Source organism: Paractinoplanes tereljensis, from assembly GCF_016862435.1.
Classification (GTDB): Bacteria; Actinomycetota; Actinomycetes; order Mycobacteriales; family Micromonosporaceae; genus Actinoplanes; species Actinoplanes tereljensis.
Window position 1 is genome coordinate 208,159 of record NZ_BOMY01000039.1, and the last position, 18,910, is coordinate 227,068.

Annotated in this window: 10 protein-coding genes; 5 read left to right on the forward strand and 5 right to left on the reverse strand. The window is 65.5% G+C overall.

The genetic code is table 11. The features are described 5' to 3' along the window. Position 1 precedes the first annotated feature (1 nt). Positions 2-1,168: a restriction endonuclease-related protein gene (locus tag Ate02nite_RS30530; RefSeq protein ID WP_203811301.1), complete on the reverse strand. Its 1,167-nt coding sequence runs from the start codon at positions 1,166-1,168 to the stop codon at positions 2-4. Positions 1,169-1,363: 195 nt separating this feature from the next. On the opposite strand from Ate02nite_RS30530, the gene Ate02nite_RS30535 reads away from it, so the two are divergent. Further along, positions 1,364-2,146 (forward strand): hypothetical protein, encoded by a 783-nt coding sequence (locus tag Ate02nite_RS30535; protein ID WP_203811302.1) that lies wholly within the window; start codon positions 1,364-1,366, stop codon positions 2,144-2,146. Beyond that, the gene (locus Ate02nite_RS30540; RefSeq protein WP_203811303.1) at positions 2,133-3,401 is read left to right on the forward strand and encodes an XRE family transcriptional regulator; all 1,269 of its coding nucleotides are present in this window, start codon (positions 2,133-2,135) and stop codon (positions 3,399-3,401) included. The genes Ate02nite_RS30535 and Ate02nite_RS30540 overlap by 14 nt, the downstream gene beginning before the upstream one ends. A gap of 56 nt (positions 3,402-3,457) precedes the next feature. Here the strand turns inward: Ate02nite_RS30540 and Ate02nite_RS30545 are convergent, their stop codons facing one another. From Ate02nite_RS30545 to Ate02nite_RS49870, 3 genes are all read right to left on the reverse strand, one after another. Beyond that, the gene (locus Ate02nite_RS30545) at positions 3,458-8,623 is read right to left on the reverse strand and encodes a sacsin N-terminal ATP-binding-like domain-containing protein (RefSeq protein WP_203811304.1); all 5,166 of its coding nucleotides are present in this window, start codon (positions 8,621-8,623) and stop codon (positions 3,458-3,460) included. 203 nt (positions 8,624-8,826) lie between these two features. Continuing rightward, the gene (locus tag Ate02nite_RS30550; RefSeq protein ID WP_203811326.1) at positions 8,827-9,057 is read right to left on the reverse strand and encodes a hypothetical protein; all 231 of its coding nucleotides are present in this window, start codon (positions 9,055-9,057) and stop codon (positions 8,827-8,829) included. Then, complete coding sequence (locus tag Ate02nite_RS49870; protein ID WP_354261908.1) at positions 9,032-9,403, reverse strand: helix-turn-helix domain-containing protein; 372 nt, start codon at positions 9,401-9,403, stop codon at positions 9,032-9,034. The genes Ate02nite_RS30550 and Ate02nite_RS49870 overlap by 26 nt, the downstream gene beginning before the upstream one ends. Before the next feature lie 173 nt (positions 9,404-9,576). Between Ate02nite_RS49870 and Ate02nite_RS30560 the strand changes: the two genes are divergently transcribed. Continuing rightward, the gene (locus Ate02nite_RS30560; RefSeq protein ID WP_203811306.1) at positions 9,577-10,569 is read left to right on the forward strand and encodes an AAA family ATPase; all 993 of its coding nucleotides are present in this window, start codon (positions 9,577-9,579) and stop codon (positions 10,567-10,569) included. A gap of 2 nt (positions 10,570-10,571) precedes the next feature. Further along, a complete protein-coding gene (locus Ate02nite_RS30565) occupies positions 10,572-13,118 on the forward strand; it encodes a S8 family peptidase (RefSeq protein WP_203811307.1) in 2,547 nt (848 codons plus the stop codon). A gap of 875 nt (positions 13,119-13,993) precedes the next feature. On the opposite strand, the gene Ate02nite_RS30570 is transcribed toward Ate02nite_RS30565, so the two are convergent. Then, positions 13,994-17,080 (reverse strand): AAA domain-containing protein, encoded by a 3,087-nt coding sequence (locus Ate02nite_RS30570; protein WP_203811308.1) that lies wholly within the window; start codon positions 17,078-17,080, stop codon positions 13,994-13,996. A 600-nt stretch (positions 17,081-17,680) separates the two neighbouring features. Here Ate02nite_RS30570 and Ate02nite_RS30575 point away from each other — a divergent pair. Then, positions 17,681-18,823 (forward strand): tyrosine-type recombinase/integrase, encoded by a 1,143-nt coding sequence (locus tag Ate02nite_RS30575; RefSeq protein ID WP_203811309.1) that lies wholly within the window; start codon positions 17,681-17,683, stop codon positions 18,821-18,823. Positions 18,824-18,910 lie beyond the last annotated feature (87 nt).

Below are 18,910 nucleotides of genomic sequence, written 5' to 3' on the forward strand. Positions count from 1 at the left end.
GTCAGGCGGCTTTCTGGACGAGTTTGAGGAAGCTGGAAGAGGTGTACGCGATTCGCCGGCGGGTGTTGAGGCCGGCTCGGAGTCTCTCGTTGAGCACTTGGAGCTGATCGGCGCGATGGTCGGGTACGACGATCAGTAGGTCGGAGTCGGTCAGAGTTCCGCGCTTGAGAAGTTCGTTGGCCAGTCGGGCGGCGTCGGCGTAGTCCTTGACGTCGACCCGCCATGGCTTCCGGCGCGATGCTGCGCTGACGTGCAGGTCGTACCGGTCGGTGTAGGGCCACAGGGTTGCCGTGACACCGGGGATCTGCTCGAGTAGCTGGTGCAGACGGACTTCTTCGCAGCCTGGGATCGTGGAGTAGCGCCACACCGGTTGCACTAGGCAGGCATGCCCATCGACCGGAGCTGCGGTGATGATCCCCGGTCCGCCGAGGTCGGCAGCCCGCGCCTTATTCCAGGCGCCGACACTAGGCAGACGCCGACGGGACAGGCGCACGGTCACAGCACCTACCGCCTTGGCATGAGGCGGGTACATGCAGGACACCCTGCCGAGTTGGAAGCGCATCGGGTAGCGGCAGACAGGGCAGCCGAACCAATACTTCTCCCCTTCGTGGGCGAATTGTGCGTGGCCGGGGATTTCAATGACCAGGCCTTCTCGGGGTAGGCCTGCGAGTTTGATCGCGTCGATGACGTCTGACATCTCACCTGCGGAATTGTCGATCACAGTCCGTCGCGCGTTTCGGTAGCCGGCTTCGCTGCCGGTCGCCAGCAGCTGACCGTAGAGCCAGCCCTGGACCTTCTCGGCGCTCAGGCGCGGCATAGACCAGGAGGCGACATCGGTAGCCGATAGCGAAGGAGCCAGATTCTCCATGAGCAGGTCCGCGGCGGTTGCGCTGAGTCGCCCGTCCTCGACGAGGGCGGCATCGTCGCAGGGCTGTCGCAGTGATGGTGGGAGCAGCTCGGCCAGTGGGCCGGTGAGCCTGTCGACGAAGGCGGCCAGCGGCAGAAAGGGTTCTCCGTGAGCCAAGTGGGCCAGGGCAACGGGACCATGTAGCTCTGCCATCATGCGCCAGCGTGCACCGATCGATTCGGGCTGCATCCAGAGACTTGCTGCCTGAGTCACGGCGGTCACGGTCTCATCGCGACCGAACCGGCGCGCGGCTTCCATCATGAAGGCTCCTCATCTACGACGGGTGAAGGGTGCTAGATCAACGCGACGAGTGATCGGACACGGCGTGCGATGCCGACCCGGGGAGTCAACTACCGACCTGATCGGCCGTCACTCAGCCCAAGCTGACGGTGTACCGCAAAAAACTAAAGCATGAGTGCTAGGATTTTGCACGCAGCTAAAGAGAAGGAGATTTCGGTGGCGAAGGCGCAGCCGGCCCGATGGGCCGTGTCGAGATTTGGCCGTGACGTTGCGACGCAGCTCATGCACGCCATTCCCGCTGCCATCAACACCGCGGTCGGCCGGCAGATGGACGGCCACCAAACCGTGAAGCTACGAACCCGCCACGCCTTCGGCGGTGCATGGCCAGCGCGCTACGAAGAACTCGCAGAACACCTACGCGACGTACCGGGCTGCCAGATCGTCAGACCATCTGGCATGAGCTTCGAGATTGCCCTGGTCAACAACATCGCCCTGTTGCCGGTCGAGTACGCCAAGGACCTCAAGACTGCACACGACAGCCCCCGCGCGCTGAGAGCGATCAACAAGACAACCCTGGAACTCGCCAAGCAGTTCGGACCGGCACCGACCAACGTCCAGCTCACCCTCGACTCGACCGACGCACAGCCGGAGCAACCGCATACGGACATCCTTCGCGGCCTGGAACCAGACGGTATCGTGATCATTTACTACGCCGCCCACGAGCGGCAGGGCCTGCTCAACATCGGATGGGGGGAGATCAGCGTGAACGCCGACGGCATACCCCAATGGGTGACCTCGCAGCCACTGCAAGTTCCCTCCGCTCCGGCCATCACCGGCTTGCGCGTGCTGGTCGATCCTTCCGCAGCACGGTCCGCGCCGCGCTTCGATCAAGCACGGCTTGACAGTCCCACGTTGAGACCGCGTACCCCAGGCCAGCAGGTCGCCCCACCTGGCGACCAACCACATGCCGAGCAGCCGCGACACCATGCGCAAGACTGACGAACCTGACGCCCTGTTTCCTGCGACGAGCGTCACGCCGACGTCATCCGGCGGGTCGCCGACCGCCGTCTCCAGGAACTTCGACCCAGCGCGACTCACTCAGGCACGACAGCTTGCGGGCCTAACCAAAAAACAGGTCGCCGACCTTGTCGGCGTCAGCGCAGCAGCTATCGGACAGTACGAGTCCGGGACCCGACCCGGACCCGACGTCCTCACCGCACTCGCGGAGCAGCTCGGCTACCCGACGACGTTCTTCCAGATCGGACGTCCATACGCGCGTCTCGACTCGTCGGCGGCGCACTTTCGGCACCTGCGAGAAACCCGCGCCTACCAGCGCGCTAAGGCCGTCTCCTTCACTGAGCAGATGTGGGAACTCACCTACGCCCTCGAGCAGCGCGTGGAGCTGCCGCACATCGACCTACCAGGGTTCGCCGGCGGCGAGATCACACCGGGCTCAAGCCTGCCGGCAGACCCCGTTCAGGCCGCGCGTGCGCTACGCCAGCATTGGAAGCTCGGCTCCGGTCCGGTGTCGCACCTGTCACGCACACTGGAGATCCGGGGAATCGTCGTCGTCCATGCCCCGGCTGACGGCGACTTCAAGACGGTCGACGCGTTCTCCACATCGCGGCTTCCCCGGCCGTTCGTCATCGTCAGCCGCGACCGCACCACCGATGTCTACCGGCACCGATTCACCACCGCGCATGAACTCGGCCACCTCGTGCTGCACTCAGATGCGCTCCCGGGCGACACGCAACACGAACGTGAAGCCGACGCATTCGCCGCGGAATTCTTGACCCCCCGTGACAGCATCGTGCCCGAGCTGCCCACACGTATCGACCTCGCCGCGTTCGCCGAGTTGCAGCGAACGTGGGGCGCCTCCATGCAAAGTCTTATCTACCGGTGCCGCGAGGTGGGTCTGTTCTCAGACACCACCGCCACCCGTGCATACCAGCGCCTCAATACGGCCAAGTCCAAGCCCGAACCCGTCGAGGGCTTCCCCGGAGAGCAACCCACCCTTCTACGGAAGGCCTTCGACCTCGCCTCCGACTACGGCCTGAGCATCGTTGAACTTGCCGATGAACTGCACTGGCCCCTCCCCCGTCTGCGACTGATTCTGGGGATGCAAGATCACCGGCCGGCCCTTGATGTCATCCGCGGGGGTAGGCACGATACGACAGATGGACCAACCGGTCCCCAGTCGTCGGCACGACGCCTTGCCGTCGCGTCAGGGCAGGACGGCGCTTCGCGGGATTAGCCCCAAGACGAGATCGAGCTGGCTCACTTCCGGACAGACTTGAAGACGGAGTCGTCTCAGGAGGCGGGCAGCCGGAACTGCAGGCGCATACTGCGGCCAGCTACGCGGTAGAACTCGAAGCCGCCGGCCGCCAGTGGATTTTGCAAGATGTACAGACGGCGTCGCGCTGGGTCGAGGGCGTTCGTGACGAAGGCTATGAGGTACTCCTCGTCGGCAGCGAGGGCTTGGGCCCGTCGGACCTCGGACTCGCCGAGCGCGATCTGCGGGATGGCGTCGCTGGTTGCCTTGACCTCGATAAGGATGCGCTTTTCTGGGAGGTTGACCTCGAAGTCGTAACCAAGGCGGTCATCGCCGTTCTCGGGGAACTGCGTGCGGCGGTAGCCGGATTTCCATGTGGTCTCGGGTGGGTAGCCGAACTGATGCTCGATCCATTCGCCGACCAGTAGTTCGCCGGCGAGCCCTACCCGCGAAGTTACCTCCGGCGCCATCGTTGTGTACGACCAGCCGCCGCCGGAAGCAGTGTGGTGCTGGCCGGTGTTGCCGGGCGGCGCGGGCGGCAGGCTGACAGGCTGGGCCGGCGTTGCGAGTACCTCAGCGGGAAGGGCAGCGCGGACGGCGTCGACGAATGCTTGAGTTTCCTCAGCATCATGGCCGAACTTCTTGGTTCCGTACGTGGTGACCACAGACGCCTGGCGCTGCTGTTCGGTGGCCTGATTCAGGCGTTGGCGGGCATTCGTCAGATCCTGTTCGGTGAGCTCCAGCAACGAGGACTGCTGCGGCATGGTTTCGGGCCATTGGTGGTGAGCGTGCAGCCACTTGATCACGTGGGACTGGGTGAGACGGTGAAAATCCATACTGCCGTCGGTTTCCATTGCGGCGGCGACGATCTCGGGTGCGCCGGGTCGACGGGTGCTGTGGGTCGAGGAACGGTATGCCCAGGCTTCCACCATGGTGCGGAGTGTCGCTGTCGCGCGGATGGCGGTGCGCTGGCCGGCTTCTCTGAGCTCTTGGACGGACGGTAGGTGGGTAGGCGAAGTAAGGGTGTCGGGGCAGACGTGGTCGAGCCAATCTGCGACTCGCTTATGGAGCAGTGGTTCGGCGAGGTCCCAAAATTGGTCGAGCCATTGTGGGTCAGGTTGCAAACCTGGTAGGTCCCGAAGACGCAGGTATTCGGTTAGGGGAGCGCCGCGTTCGGCCACAGGGAGGTGCCGGTCGCGTAGCTGGTCCTGAATGTGGAGGCGATGCTGCTGGAGGTAGGCCGTGAACTGCCGGGCGTGTCCTTCTCGGTTGTGCAGTGCAGGCAGGCCGAGGGCGCGGTAGCCGGCGTTAGCCGTGGCGAGGTTGATGCCCAGCTTCTCGATCGTGATGTGCGGGTCATCCTGGTCGGCGAGGGCGAGGATCGTATCGGTGTCGACACCGCGGTCTGTCAGCCAGGCTCGTAGTTCGTCGCGACCGTCGAAAGGTGCTTTGCGGTCGCGTAGCTGCTCGGCGATGTCGGTGTTGACGACGGCAAGAACGGCGACGACAGCCGAGTGGTCAGAGATGTGACCAGGGCCATCGAGCACGAGCGCCTGCAGATCTTCGGTCGTGACACGTAGGGCCTGCGCGATGTCAGCAGCTGTGGGTGTCTGGCTGGCGCAGAGCCGCTGCAGGTCGATGAGCGCCAGCTCCAGCGAACGTTCGATGTGGGGAAAACCGGAAAGTTGGGCGAGGGCGCCGCAGGCTGCCTGCAGCAGCATCCAGCGGTCAGTGCCGGAGGCTGCGATGATGCGTGGTTTGCCGTCAGCTTCCAACAGGAAAGATCGAGGGGCGTTTCCGGCACCCACAGGGTGCCCACCGACGCTGGCGACGATTGACTCCGCGGCGGCGATCTCGGTTTGGCCAAGCCGACGGTCGGCGAGGGCGAGTTGCTGGCTGCTGACGTTCACGAACGAGTTCTGCTGAAACTCCACGGTTCCGAGCAGGAGGGTGTGCAGCCATTGACCGGCGAGTTCGTCAAGGCGCTGGAAGGTCAGGTCAGCCACGGGCTGACCATCGGCAATGACGTCGATGGTGACCGCAGAGGTTGGCACAAGCCGTCTCGGTCCGAGCTGTTGTAGCTGTTGGTGGGCGCGGGCGGCGAGCTTGCGGTTCCTGATCGCGAGCATCGCGCTCGGTGTTTGTCCGAGGAGCCGTTCTTGGGTGACGCCGGCCTCGTCGCAGACGTACACCGGATCGCCTTTGCTGTTCAGGTCGGTCACTTCTAGCTGGGCTTGGCGGGTGACGATGATCCGGTGCGGGGGTTCGGCCGCAGGGTCGAGGTGCTCCCACGCCTGTTCATACGCTTTGCGAACACTCGGCGGAATCGAGCCGCTGCCCGGTGTGCGGTGCCGAGCTACCAGGTCGGTGAGTTCGCCGAGTCGGCTCCTGGCGGTGGCTCGGTCATCCCAGAATCGGACGCCGATGAGGGCCAGCCGTGTCAATACGCGAGGTGTCGCCAACACTCTCAACGTCTGCGGTGGGGCAGGCAGGTAGTCGGGGGTTTCGGCGGCGCGCAGCCACCAGGCTCGTGCGGGTGAGGCCAGGGTCAGCTGTGTGCGGTCCCTGGGTGTGGTTTGCGGGATCCAATCGGAGGCAGCCAGGAATGCTGTCAGGAAGGTTGGCCACGCTGGTCGTGTGTGGTCGCCGTCACGGGCGAAGGAGAACTGCAGCGCCGCGTCGGGCCACGAATCGAGCCCTCGCAGAATCAGTTCGGCATATAGCTGGCGCGCCCGAGCCGAGAACCTTCCCCAGTCACGCTGGCCGGAAAGGAACGCGACGCTAGTAGTCGGACGGTAGCGCACGGTGTGGTGCAACGGCCCGCGGCGGGGCCACTTCGCAGCGACCTCGCGCCAGCGGCGCTGGTCGTCGGTCGACACCAGAGCTGATCCCAGTTGGCCTACGGTCAGAGGGTTCGCGACCTGTGACCCCGTGATCACCAGTGCGGTCGCGGAGAGCCACCTCGGGGATATTCCGTGCCGCACGCCTGCCGATTCCAGGAAGGACCGCCAGGGCTCTACGGCGATGTCGCCCAGATTGGCGGGCTCGATGGTTGCGTTGCCGAGCTGTCGGATTTCGTCGGAGGCATCTCGCGCAGCGGCGACCAGCTGAGTGAGGCGGATGTCGGTTTCGGCGGCGGGGCCGCCCCAGCCGCGTCCGAATGTTGCGGTGTTCGCTGGCCGCCACCCCGATTCTGTCGGGACCCAAAGGGCTGCTTCATGAATGGCTGTGGGGCTGCCATCGCGCGACGCGCGATGCCACAACTCCGACGCAAACTCCAGACACCGACGCAAGGCATCGGTTCCATCCGGCCCGATCGCCTTCATGGCTGAGCCGATAAGGCTGAGCACCGTGTGGGTCCGGTATTCGCGTACGAGGTTCTTCGACTCCAGCCAGACCCGGCCCCGCCGCTGGCGCCCTTCAGCCGTCAGCCAGGGAATGCCGGAGAGCATGAACGCCAGCCGCGTCTGCACCGCGGGCGGCGGTACAGGTGCCGCAGTCTCCTTATCGTCTGCCGATCGGATGAATACGCTCTGTTCGCCGTTCGGCGCCAATAGGCGCCCGCTGTCATCGATGAGGATCCGGCGGGTCCGCACAACCTTCTCGTCGAGCCGCTCACTTTCGAGGTCGTCGTAGAAATTGGCCCACGTCTCTGGTGCCGGCGGTCGGCTTGCCAGCACCTGCGCGACCGCCTCGGCGAAACCGGCGATTTCTGTCGCGCTGGGTTCCAGGGGAATCCCCAGGTCGCGGGCCACGGTGGATGTTCGGCTCTTTCGCCACGTGTGCAAGGCAGGGTCGACGATCGGGGTGCTTCTCGCCTCGGCGACCGCGACCGCGGTCAGGACAGTGCCGCGGCCCGCCCATAACTTCGCGTCCACGAGGCTGGCCCGGCCGCGGTCAGTGCCAAGCACAGGCACCAGAGGGAGCCTGGTCAGGTCGACGTCGATCTCGTCGAAGGCCTTCCGCAACCGCGGCAGGTGGGATCTCGTCCAGCAGACGAGGTCGAGCCCGACGTCGCCCGGCAGACTTGAGGGGTCGGCGACAGCTGCAGCGCAGAGGCGGGCTACCTCAGTCAGCAGCAGGTCATTGAGAGGCACTGATGTCAGGAGGTTCTGACGGTCAAGTTGCGCGAAGAATGGTGCATTGACGAACGCCGGCATCAGCACTGGTGCCGCCGCGCCCATCGGCAGGAAGGTATAGAGCCTGCCGTGTTCCAGAGGCTGTCGTAGTGGGACCGCGACGCACACAGTTGCGTTGCCCTTCCAACGCTCCCATCCGGCGTTCAAACCGTCGTCGAGCCGGCTTTGTCGGATGACTCGAATCATCTGGGCTTCAGCCACAGTGCGGTGCAGCACCAGGTAGGTGCCACCGTCGACAGTTACTTCCTCGACCGTAGGAGCAATCTGCCGGCTGGAACGTGTCAGCGGCGTCGTTTCTTCGACCCCAGCGGCCGAACGAGTGCGCACCGCGATCCGGCGGACTCGCTCGAGGAATAGATTGAACGGCACGTCGGATGACGTGATCTCGGCGAGCTGCCGCCGGGCTTGACGCAGCGCCGTCTGGGACCGCAGGGCCAGCCGTATCACCGTTGCGAAACCGTCGCGCTCGAACTCGGCGACGCGAGCCGGGATCTCGTCGGTAGGGACGGTGACCTTGAGCGAGGACACGTTGGCACGCAGGGCCTCGCCCAGGTCGGGCTGGTTGGGGTCGATCCGGGCGGCGAGCGTGTCGAAGTCGCCCGGTCGAGCGAAACGAAAACAGAACCCGTCGAAAACCAACGAATCCGCGGTAGCGCGGCTGTAGACCTCCGGGCTGGCTGACAACTGCAGCACGCTCTTGAAACCGACACCCTTGTTACCAATGCCCTGGTCGGGTCGCTTGCTACTCATCGCGATGCGGCACATCGAGTCGAAGTCATCCGGCGTCACTGGCTGGCCGCCGTTGGCTACGTAGAGGACTCCGAACTCGCACTCATCCTCGGCGAGCAGGAACTCAATCCGGCCGTCGCCACGGTCCACCGGATGCGCATCATGGCCATTCTGCAGGAGCTCGACGACCGTACGCCCGTCGTAGTCCGCCGCGATGACGCCCTGGATGAACTCCTTCTGCTCCCGCGTCGCAGGCTGTCCCAGCCGCACGCCTTCCAGATACAGCTTCGCGATGCTGTCGGCCTGCTGTACAACCCGATCCCGGAAGCCACCCACCGACTCAGACTGTCATAGTCACTCAGACCCCGTGTGGCCGATCCGGGCGTGCCGGCAGCTGGGTCGAGCAGTCCTACCGTCTTTCCCGTCGGCGTTCGATCCACCGCTGTCGCGGCGGCCTCGGTGCCAACGGAATGACCTCAGATCGGTGAGCCGAGCAACTCATAGATTTCCTCGTCACCAGCGCGCTCAGAATTGGCCCGTTATGCCGACTCTCTCAAGATGCGGTCTTGGGCTTTCAGATGATGCTGCAGGCTAACGATCTTGCCGTCTCCTCCTCGCAGCGAATGTCCCAATACATCGCTCACATCGATGGAGTTAGCTGCGGCGGGCTTCTTCGTGTGGTCGGCCACGATAGGGACCAAAACCTCCAGTTGATGAGCAAGGATCTCGACCGGTCCAGGAGAGCTACGAATACGTCCACCGATCGGCACGGTCCGAATTCTGTCCGCTATCTCGTGCGGTAACTCCCGGTCGTATTTGCACGCTGAGACCGGCGTTCTGTTCGGGCGGGAGAAGGCGCTCGGTGGAGACGGCAGCGGAAAGCAACGCTGGCTCAGCGCTCAGAGCTGCCGCAATGGCCAGCACGGTGAAGTAGCCCGGCTCGACGACATTGCCGCTTTCGATCTTACGCAGAGTTGCAATGCCGATGCCGGCCCTACGGGCGACCTCACCCTGAGTCAAACCCTGCGCAATCCGCACGGTCCGTAGGCGTGTAGCCAGCAGACCGGCCTGCGGCCGGTACCGACTGTTCTCGCGTCGCGCGCGTCCTACTGTCATGTCACATCCAGGTGATAAATTTTTATCGGTAGTAGCGTACCGCTGCCGCCGGTTTGATGCCTGGCGTGTCTCTGTGCCGTCTAGACGATGCGCGCCAGTAGCTGGTTCAGGCAGACTCGAACCAGTAGTTCTTGTGTTGGTGTGGGCTTGTCAGGCTTAGGGGGTGGGGTGGGGTGGCTACGGCCGATCAAGTCAAGGCGCTGGTGAGCAGCCACGGCGAGGGCGATGACCGCCGCTTCTACTCCGTGGCCCTGCAGGTGGCCGCGAAAGCAGCCCGCAGCGGTCACAGCACCTTCGCACAGGAGCTTCGCAATCTCGTTGACACGCAACGCAGCGAACGTGGGAGCGGCGGACGATCTTCTGGTGTGCCCGTGCCGGTGGCGCGACCGCGCGGTGAGTTGGCCGAGTTACTTACGGTCGGATACCCTGAGACTCGCCTGGCCGATCTTGCCGTGGCGCACGATCTCCGGGAACGTCTTGACCGGGTTGTGCTCGAGCAGCGGCAGCAGGACCGGCTGCGGGCGCACGGCTTTGAGCCACTGCGCCGGCTGCTGCTTACCGGCCCGCCGGGCACAGGCAAAACGATGACTGCCCGCGCCCTTGCCGGCGAGTTACGCCTTCCACTGTTCTCGATCCGCCTCGATGGGCTGATTACCAAGTTGATGGGTGAGACGGCGGCAAAGCTACGTCTCGTGTTCGACGCGGTAGCCGAGACACGGGGGGTTTACCTGTTCGACGAGGTTGACGCGCTGGCCGGTGAACGCGCTAGCGGTAACGATGTCGGCGAGATCCGGCGTGTGTTGAACTCGTTTCTTCAATTTCTCGAGCAGCACGAGTCGCAGAGTCTGCTCGTGGCCGCGTCGAATCATCCACAGCTGCTGGACCGGGCTCTGTTCCGCCGTTTCGACCTAGTGGTGGAGTACCCGCTGCCGACGCCGGAGGTCGTCCGGTCGGTGATCAGTAGCCGCCTAACTTCGATGGTCTCAGATCGTTGGCCTTGGAACGCGGTGGAAGATGCTGCGGTCGGCCTTAGCCAGTCAGAGATCACCATCGCGTGTGAATTTGCCGCGAAGGCGACGATCCTTTCGGACGAGACGACAGTTTCCAGCGCGGCGGTGATTGCCGCCTTACGCGATCGACGTAGAGCATTGGACGGCAACGACTGAGCATGGCCGAACGCAACCGAACGCACATATTTGTCCAGCAGCCAGCCGCCGCCGAGCGCTACACGCCGCAAGGCCCTGGCGGCGGGGGCGGGCCAGTTGCCGCGCCGGCCAACAGGCAGGCGCATGTGCGACATCTTGAGCGACAGTTCGCCAACGTGGAGAGCCAGGCCGCCGTTCGACGTTCCCGGCCATCCACGGTGGTGGTGGACGGGGCGGTCGACGGCATCCATCTGACCTTCGAGAGCTTCCCCGGCATCGAGCTCGCCCTCGAGTCGCTGGACTCCCAACGCGGACGGGTTCACCCCGAGCTGCTATCCGTCCACGAGCAGCAGAATCCTGCAGGGACGGTTGCCGTCGCCACAGTCTTCGTCCCGGACGGCACGCTCGCCAACTTCACGCGCCGGCTGGAGGAGTACGCCGAAACCGTCGCCGAGACAAAGCCGAAGCACGCCAACCTCGTGGACCGGATCGCCGCAGTACGGCTTGCTTCAGTCCGTGCGCTGTGGACGGACGCACCCGAAGACTGCCCGGCACCAGGAGTGACAGCATGGTGGGAGGTTTGGCTGCGCCGGCGCGACGGCCAGGAGGTCAACCGATTCAAACAGCTCGCCGCTCAACTGCAGCTGCGCACCGGCGAGCAAACGCTGGGCTTTGATGAACGCACAGTAGTGATGGTCGAGGCCACCTCAGAGAATTTAACGGTTGCCCTCGATGTTCTCGACGACATCGCCGAGCTACGCCAGCCACGTGAAGCCCCCGAGATTCTTGACGGCGCTACACCGCCGGACCAAGTCGAATGGGTAGACCAACTGGCCGACCGTCTGACGCCTGCAGATGCGGATGCGCCAGCCGTGTGCATCCTCGACACTGGCGTGCAGCACGAACATCCATTGCTGTCGGGCTCGTTAGACGCCGACGACTGCCAGGTCAGCGATCCCGCCTGGTCTCCGAATGACCGAGCCGGGCACGGCACGATGATGGCGGGGCTCGCACTCTACAGAGACGTGGGTCAGGCGCTCGTGAGCGCCGCACCGCTCACACTGAGGCACCGGCTCGAATCGGTGAAAGTATTTGCCCCTGAGTCTCGGGCCAGTTCCCCGGCGTTGTACGGGGCTGTTACCGCAACGGCCGTCAGCCTCGCCGAAATTCAGGCGCCCCAAAGGACGAGGGTGTTCTCTCTCGCCGTCACAGCACCTCCCACCTCAGACGATCTTGAAAGTGCCAGCCGGTCGACGGGCCAGCCCTCATCGTGGTCGTCGTCAGTCGACGCTCTTGCTGCCGGCCGCAGCATCGATATCGACGACAACGGGCTTGTCTACCTCGACGAACCTGATCCTGCAGCCCATCGACTGTTCGTCATCTCCGCCGGCAACGTCAGCTCCCGGCACTGGGACATCGACCATCTCGCTCGTAGCGACCTGCAGCCCGTCCACGACCCCGCGCAAGCCTGGAACGCGCTCACGGTAGGCGCTTTCACCAACCGCGATGTGCTCAATGGTTCTGAGCCTTCTTGGCGGGGCTGGTCGCCGGTAGCGCCCCGCGGCGAGTTGTCGCCGCACAGCACCACCTCTGTGCTTTTCGGGCAAGCCTGGCCAGTCAAGCCTGACATCGTCCTTGAAGGCGGCAATATCGCCCGATCCCCCGCCGGGACCGACTTCGACACACCGCCACATCTGCAGCTGCTCACGACCCGTCGCCGTGAACTCGACAATCGCCTGCTCACCGTCACCTGCGCTACAAGCGCCGCGGCCGCACAAGCGGCGCATCTTGCCGCCGGGATCGCCGCCGATCACCCGAACATGTGGCCGGAGACCGTACGGGCTCTCGCGGTCCATTCCGCTGAGTGGACCCCGGCGATGCTCAAGCAATTCGGTCGACGGAACCGGACGCAGACGCTGGCGTTGCTGCGCCGCTACGGCATGGGTGTGCCAGATCTTCGCCGAGCGACACGCAGCGCCACCGACGCGCTCACGCTGGTCGCCCAGGACACTATCCATCCGTTCGAACAGGGACGCATGCGGGAAATGCACCTACATGACCTCCCCTGGCCTGCCGACGCGCTCGAGCAGCTCGGCGAAACACCCGTCCGGCTCCGCGTGACGTTGTCCTACTTCATCGAACCGAACCCCGCCAGCCGCGGCTGGAAACGCCGGTACAGCTATGCGTCGCACCTGCTTAGGTTCGATGTCCGTCGCGCACACGAGTCCCTCGACGAATTCCGCAAACGCCTCAACAAGCAGGCCCTCGCAGAGGAAGAGAGCCGCCCGGTCAGCGCAGCCGACGACGGCTGGAGCCTGGGCTCCAAAGCACGGAACACGGGATCGCTGCACACGGACATCTGGCGCGGCCCTGCCGTCGACCTCGCAAGCCGCGGCGCTATCGCGATCTTCCCGGTCAGCGGCTGGTGGAAGCAGAACAAGGCTCGCGACCGCAGCGACCAGGGAGCGCGCTACGCGCTCGTCGTCTCCATCGAGACGCCTGGACTGGAAGTCGATGTTTGGACTCCGGTGGCCCAGCAAGTGGGCGTCCCAGTGGCTATTCAAACGTAAGGTCGGGCCTTTGGTGAACGCGAACTCGTTGCTCTGACTGCCACGCGCCCTGTTCGAGGCAAAGACCTCTGCGGCACTGTCCGATTCCCCGGCCACGACCGTCGTTTGAAGCAGGCCGACCGCGTGGTGGCTGACGGCCATGACCTGCATTCCACCGGCGCGCTGCTGGACACCGCCCCCGCACCTCCGGCTAAGGCGGCCGGAGCTAACGGCCACCAAGGGGACTATCCGATGCGTCGTCGCACCGTGCTCGCCACGCTATCGGCCAGCCTGCTCACCGGGCCCTATCACGCCCTCGTACTGCCCGGCCAGCCTCCACCGCCGCGCAAGCGCTCGGTACCACCGCCCAGTACCGGCAGGCGCGCACGTTGTTCGACGCGGGCCAACTCGCCCAGCCGGTCGACGGCGTTGTAAGCGCGGGGAGGCATCGAGGGCGGTCGGCATCACGGTCGGGGTCAGTTAGCGATGACGCCTACGGCGACGAGGACAAGCAGGAGGATCATTCCGGCGAGCAGCAGCGAGCCGCAGCCGCTGCCGTCGGCAGGGGCGGATTGGCTTGCGGTGACGGTGCGATCGTGGCTGCGGACGTAGGTGCCGTCGTCGCGGTAGTGGGCGCGGACCCGGGTGGTGGCGTCGGGTGTTCTGGGGGTGGTGCGTCGGGTGTGTGGGCGGACTGCCGTTTCGTCGGTAGTGGCCCCGGACGTGGGTCATGATCGCCTTTCTGTAATCAACTTGTTACTTTCCGTCCAGAATGGTTGCACCTACCCCTGACAAGAACCCAGGCACAAAGAAGATTCGATCAATGCATTTGCGGCTTCTAGCGCGATCCTCGCCGTTTCGTCACTCTGTGCTGGCGCCTGCGAGCCGCCAAGTCCCTATCGGCGGGTTCCGCGGTCGGGTTTGAGCGGCGTCTCCTGTCGGCAGCGTGCGGGACGCCCCTTCGGTCCTACTGCGCCGGTCGGGGCGTAGCACCGCCAGAACCAGTCTTGTCGGACGGTGCGGTGCAGCACGAGGGTGGTGGAGCCGCAGGCACCGCATCGTGGCGGTACGGCGATGGCGCGGGCCTGTTCATGGTCGAGTAGTTTGCGGGCGAAGTGTTCGCCCTCCATCACGAGCATGACTTCGCGGCTGTTGCTCTGTGACAGGGCGTTGAGGCTGCCAAACAGCACGATGCGTTCGTCGATGACGATGATCTTCTGGTGCAGCTTGAACACTTCCACCGTGGCCGGTACGACCGTGCGCAGGGCGGTGACGTGCTGTTGGGATGCGGGTGTTCCTTGGGTCTGGTCACTGGGATCGCGGACGAAGACGACCGTCTTGACGCCGCGGCTGGCTGCGTCGGCGATCGCCGGCAGAATCTTCTTGAGCCGGTTGGTGGTCCAGGCGGCCCAGATCCACAGGCTGTGCTGGGCCGATTGGAGGTAGCCGGCGAAGGTTTCGTAGAACTGGCGCTCGTCCTGGATCGCGGTGATGCGCACGTGTTGGGCAAGGATGTCCGCGAGGTCTTGGCCGACCGCACCCAGGCTGGTCTGCCGTCGGGTGTCGCGCGGGTCGGGTGGCAGGCCGAGTAGGAGCCGGGCGGGGACGGTCCGCATGGTGTTGCCGAGTGCGGCGATCGCGGCGAGGGCGGTGCCGGGTGCGGCGTCGATGATGAGGTTGCGGCTGCCGATCAGGTAGAGGCGGTGGCGGGTGCGGGTGACCGCGACAGTGAACAGTCGCATGCCCTCGCGGCCGAAGGCGCCGTCGTGGGGGCCAGCGGCGGCCATCCACCGCGGTAGGGTGCCGTCTTCGACGAGGTCGAAGACGACGATGTCGAACTGGCGGCCTTGGAAGCGGTGGGCGGTACCGACGTCGGTGGGGTTGTTGTCATCGTGTTCACGGTCGCGGAAGGCTTCGAGGGTTGCTTCGGCCTGGTGTCTGTAGGGGGTGATGATGCCGACGTCCTCGCCTTGGCCGCGGTGGTAATCGGCGAGGACCCGGGCGATGAGCACGCCGATCGGCCACCACCCGGTCCTGGGTCCGGTCGGCCGGACCTCGGCGAGGTCGTCGATGCCGTCGGTGTCGATCAGGACGATTTCGGGGTCGTCGGGGTCGTGGTCGCGGATCTCGTCGCCGGCGGTGAGTTGCCCGTCGTAGGCGATGGTGTTGGCCAGGCCCATGATCTGCGGTCCGAAGCGGTGCTGGATGTCCAGGGTGGTGCAGCCGGGGTGGGCGCGGGCGTCTGCGGCGACGGTGATGCCGGTCAGGGCGAAGACGTCGCGGAACAGCCAGCGGCGTACGTCAGGGTCCTTGGACTTGGTGATCGGGCCGGTGATCACGGCGCCGAGTTGCAGGAAGTCGCCGAGCAGGACTGCGGTGGTGCGGGCGCGGGAGACGGCGAGCAGGACTTCGGGCAGGGTGGCGGCGCCAACCTCGTCGATGAGGACCGCGTCGTAGGGGCCGTCGAGCAGGGTTTTGCTGGTTCGCATCCGCGCGAGGGTGGTGGCTACGACGGTCGCTTGTTTGATCAGTTCGGTCTCGGCATCGCGGCGCAGCCGGTCGAACTCGTCCTGAACGTCGGCGTACTGCTGTTCGAGGTGTTGCCTGCCGGTTTCGGCGGTGGCGGCCTCGGCGCGCATGATCAGCAGTTGCTCGTGCCGGCGTGGCAGGTCGTCTCGATCGGCGCGTTCGACGGACGCGCGTTCGCCGGCGGTGGGCCGCGGCGTGGCCTCGGCGGCGTTCAGTTCGGTTTGCGCCGCACGAAGGCGTTGGTCGAGGCCGGTCTTCTGGTCGGCGATCGTGCGGCGGTAAGCCCGTGCGCGCGCCAGCCCGGCATGCCGCTGGGAGATCTGTTCATCGGTGTAGCGCACCCTGGGGCGCAGCTCGGCGATCTGATCGTCGGTCGATATGCGGACGCGGTCAAGGAGCTGGCGGTTGTGCCGGTCGCGGCGCTCGGCTTCCTCGGCGAGGTCGCGCTGGTTGTGTGCGCTGGTCTCGAGAGCGGTGATGGTGCTGCGGTTGCGCCAGCGCTGCAGCCTGGTGCCGGCCATGGCGGCGCGTAGTTCGGCGGTAAGGCGGTCGGCTTCGGCGCGGGCGGTCATGGCCGTGATGCCGATCTGGTCGGCTGCCGCCTGGGCGTTCGTCCAGTCGCGGTTCAGGTCGGCGATGCGGCCGAGCGCGTGGACGGTGTCGGCGGTGTCCGCGACCGCCGCCTCGGCGGTGGCGATCAGCTCGTCGGCGCGGGTCAGTTCTACCTGGCAAGCTTTGTGCCCGCGGTTCACCTGGTCCAGGACGGCGGTGAGATGCGGGATCTCGTCGGTCGTGGTGATCAGCGTGCGGAGTCGGGTGTGTTCGGCCGGGTCGAATCCGGCCAGGGTGGCTTCGGCGGCGATGAGGTCGTCGCTGAGGCGGCGAAGAGCAAGCAGCTGCTGGGCGAAGTTGTCGCGGCGGTGTTCGACCGCGATGAGCCGGCTGCGGACGAGGTGGGTCAAGGACACCTGCGGGTCGGCGGCTATCGCGCGCAGGTGGGGTGCTCCGACGCGTACGAGTTCGCCCAGTCGACGTTTGCGGTGGCGCAAGACGCCTAGCAGGGCGTTGTCGACGGCCACGTTCGTGGCCGAGACCAGCAACACCCTTTTGCCAGCCGCGGCCAAATCGCTGATGGCCTCGCTGAGCACCCAGGTTTTGCCGGTGCCCGGCGGCCCCCAAACCAGCCGAACCCCGGGCGCCAGACAGGAGGCGTACGCCTGACGCTGTGCTGGCGAGAACCCGGCGGTCTTCGGCGGATCGGGCGGGGCGGCTGCGAGCCGGCCGGCGACCAGATCGTGGGCCAGACTGGTATCGCCGATGGCGCGCAGGCCGTCGCGCAGCTGGCTCAGCAGATAGGCCGCCGACTGGCGTTGCCGCCACAGATGGGCATCGGTCAGATCAACGAATTCGGCGACTCGTACACGAAGCCGGCGGCCGTCATAGATGACGTCCAAGGGAGTGTGGCCTTGGCCGGGCTGGGGAGGGTTGCGGCCGGCCAGGCGCAGCCCTTCGGCCCGGTCGGGGTCGAAGGTGGAGGATCGGAGATCGACGGTGTACCAGCCGGCTTCCGCTTCTTGGCGGGCAACGCCGACAAGGGTAAGACCAGGACGGCCGGGACGGCGTTGGCTGTCGCCGGTGTCGCCGCCCTCGGCCTGGAGCCAGGCCTCGACCGCTGCGCCTACTTCGTCTCGCCAGTCAGGCAGGGCACACCTCCAGGCACACGAACCCAGGCCACGACAGATAGTAATCGGTCAACCACTCATAGATATAGGATGCTGTCGATGTTGCGACGGATGACTTGACCGGTCCGACGGCGCAGTCCCGGGAATAGCTCTGATCGCATACGTCACCGCCGCTCGGCCGTCCTAGGATCCTGCCCTGTCTGATGAACCAGCCGATCGAGGACTGACGCCCTTACGAGGTACACCCCGGGCCCATGAAAAGGGCACCCCTCCCCCATGGCATCTATCACATTGCGTAAGGCATCGTTCTGCGTCCGCTGGCAAGCGGGCCGCGCCGGCCCGCGGCACTCCTGCACGTTTCGCGGGCCGTCGATGGACATGGCGCTCGCAGCGAAGTTGCTGGCCGAGTCCCGGCATCATCGGATCACCGGCAGCGAGGTCAAGGCCGCGCTCGATCCCAAGATGATCATTGCGCCTCCTCTCCCGTCGATGACTCCGACGTTGCGGGACTGGGTCGAACGGTGGCTCGCCCTCAAGATCGATGTGGCCGCGTCGACGCATGCCGAGTACACCCGGCTGCTGCACCATCGGGTGATCGGCGACCTCGGTGGCCTGTACGTCGACCAGATTTCTCGCTTCGATCACCTGGATCCGTGGAAGGCGAGCCTGTCGAAGGATTTGGCGGCGGCGAGTGTCCACAAGTACTGGGCTGTGCTGTGCATGGTGATGCGCGACGTGGTGCCGCACTACCGGCCGGACAATCCTCTCGACCGGCCGCCGGGTCAGCGTGGTAACGGCTTGCCGAAGCTAACGCCGTACCGGGCGTATTTCCTGACCACCGAGGAAGCGCAGATTCTGCTGGATGCCTGTCCGGAGCAGGTCCGCCCTTTGATCCAAGCGGCTCTGGGTACGGGGATGCGCCTGGGTGAGCTGTTGGGCCTGCGGGTGGGATCAGTGCACCTGGACGGGCCGCTGCCCACGGTTCGCGTGGAGCAGACCTTGCAGGGTGATGGGAGCTTCGCCGAGCCGAAGACCGATGCCTCGCGGCGGTCGATCACGCTGACCGGTGGCCTCGCCGAGTTGTTCGCGGGCCTGGTGCATCGGCGGCGGCGCAGCGATCTGGTGTTTGCCGCCCCGAGGCACGGCCCGTGGAACGCCAACAATCTGCGGCAGCGGTTCTGGTATCCCGCTCTCGCCGCGGCGCAGCGCTGCCCTGAGCATCCGCCGGCGTCGTCGGGTCGTGCCGATCGGGCTGCCGCGTCGATCTGTGACTGTTCGACGTACCTGTACCAGCGGCCTCGTTTTCATGATCTGCGGCATTCGCATGTAGCGTTCTTGATCGACGCTGACTGGGACTTTTACGCCATTCAGCGGCGCCTTGGCCATGCCTCGATCAAAACCACGTTCGACATTTACGGGCATCTTCTGGGCTACGGCGATGAGCAGCACCTGTCCCAGCTGGAGCTGCGGCTGCCTACGGTGGCAGCGGCTTCCATGGGTTGTGGGCCGCGGTAGTTCGATCAGGTGCAAGCCAGCTGGTCGCCGGGTGATCCGGCGGATGCCGATGGTGTCGGGCATGGCCAGCGCCGCCTCCCGCAGCGC

Excerpts from the sequence above, each read along its gene's own strand:
- Ate02nite_RS30530 (WP_203811301.1), bottom strand. The coding sequence starts at position 1,168 with ATGATGGAAGCCGCGCGCCGGTTCGGTCGCGATGAGACCGTGACCGCC.
- Ate02nite_RS49870 (WP_354261908.1), bottom strand. The coding sequence starts at position 9,403 with ATGACAGTAGGACGCGCGCGACGCGAGAACAGTCGGTACCGGCCGCAG.
- Ate02nite_RS30565 (WP_203811307.1), top strand. The coding sequence starts at position 10,572 with ATGGCCGAACGCAACCGAACGCACATATTTGTCCAGCAGCCAGCCGCC.
- Ate02nite_RS30540 (WP_203811303.1), top strand. The coding sequence starts at position 2,133 with ATGCGCAAGACTGACGAACCTGACGCCCTGTTTCCTGCGACGAGCGTC.
- Ate02nite_RS30575 (WP_203811309.1), top strand. The coding sequence starts at position 17,681 with ATGGACATGGCGCTCGCAGCGAAGTTGCTGGCCGAGTCCCGGCATCAT.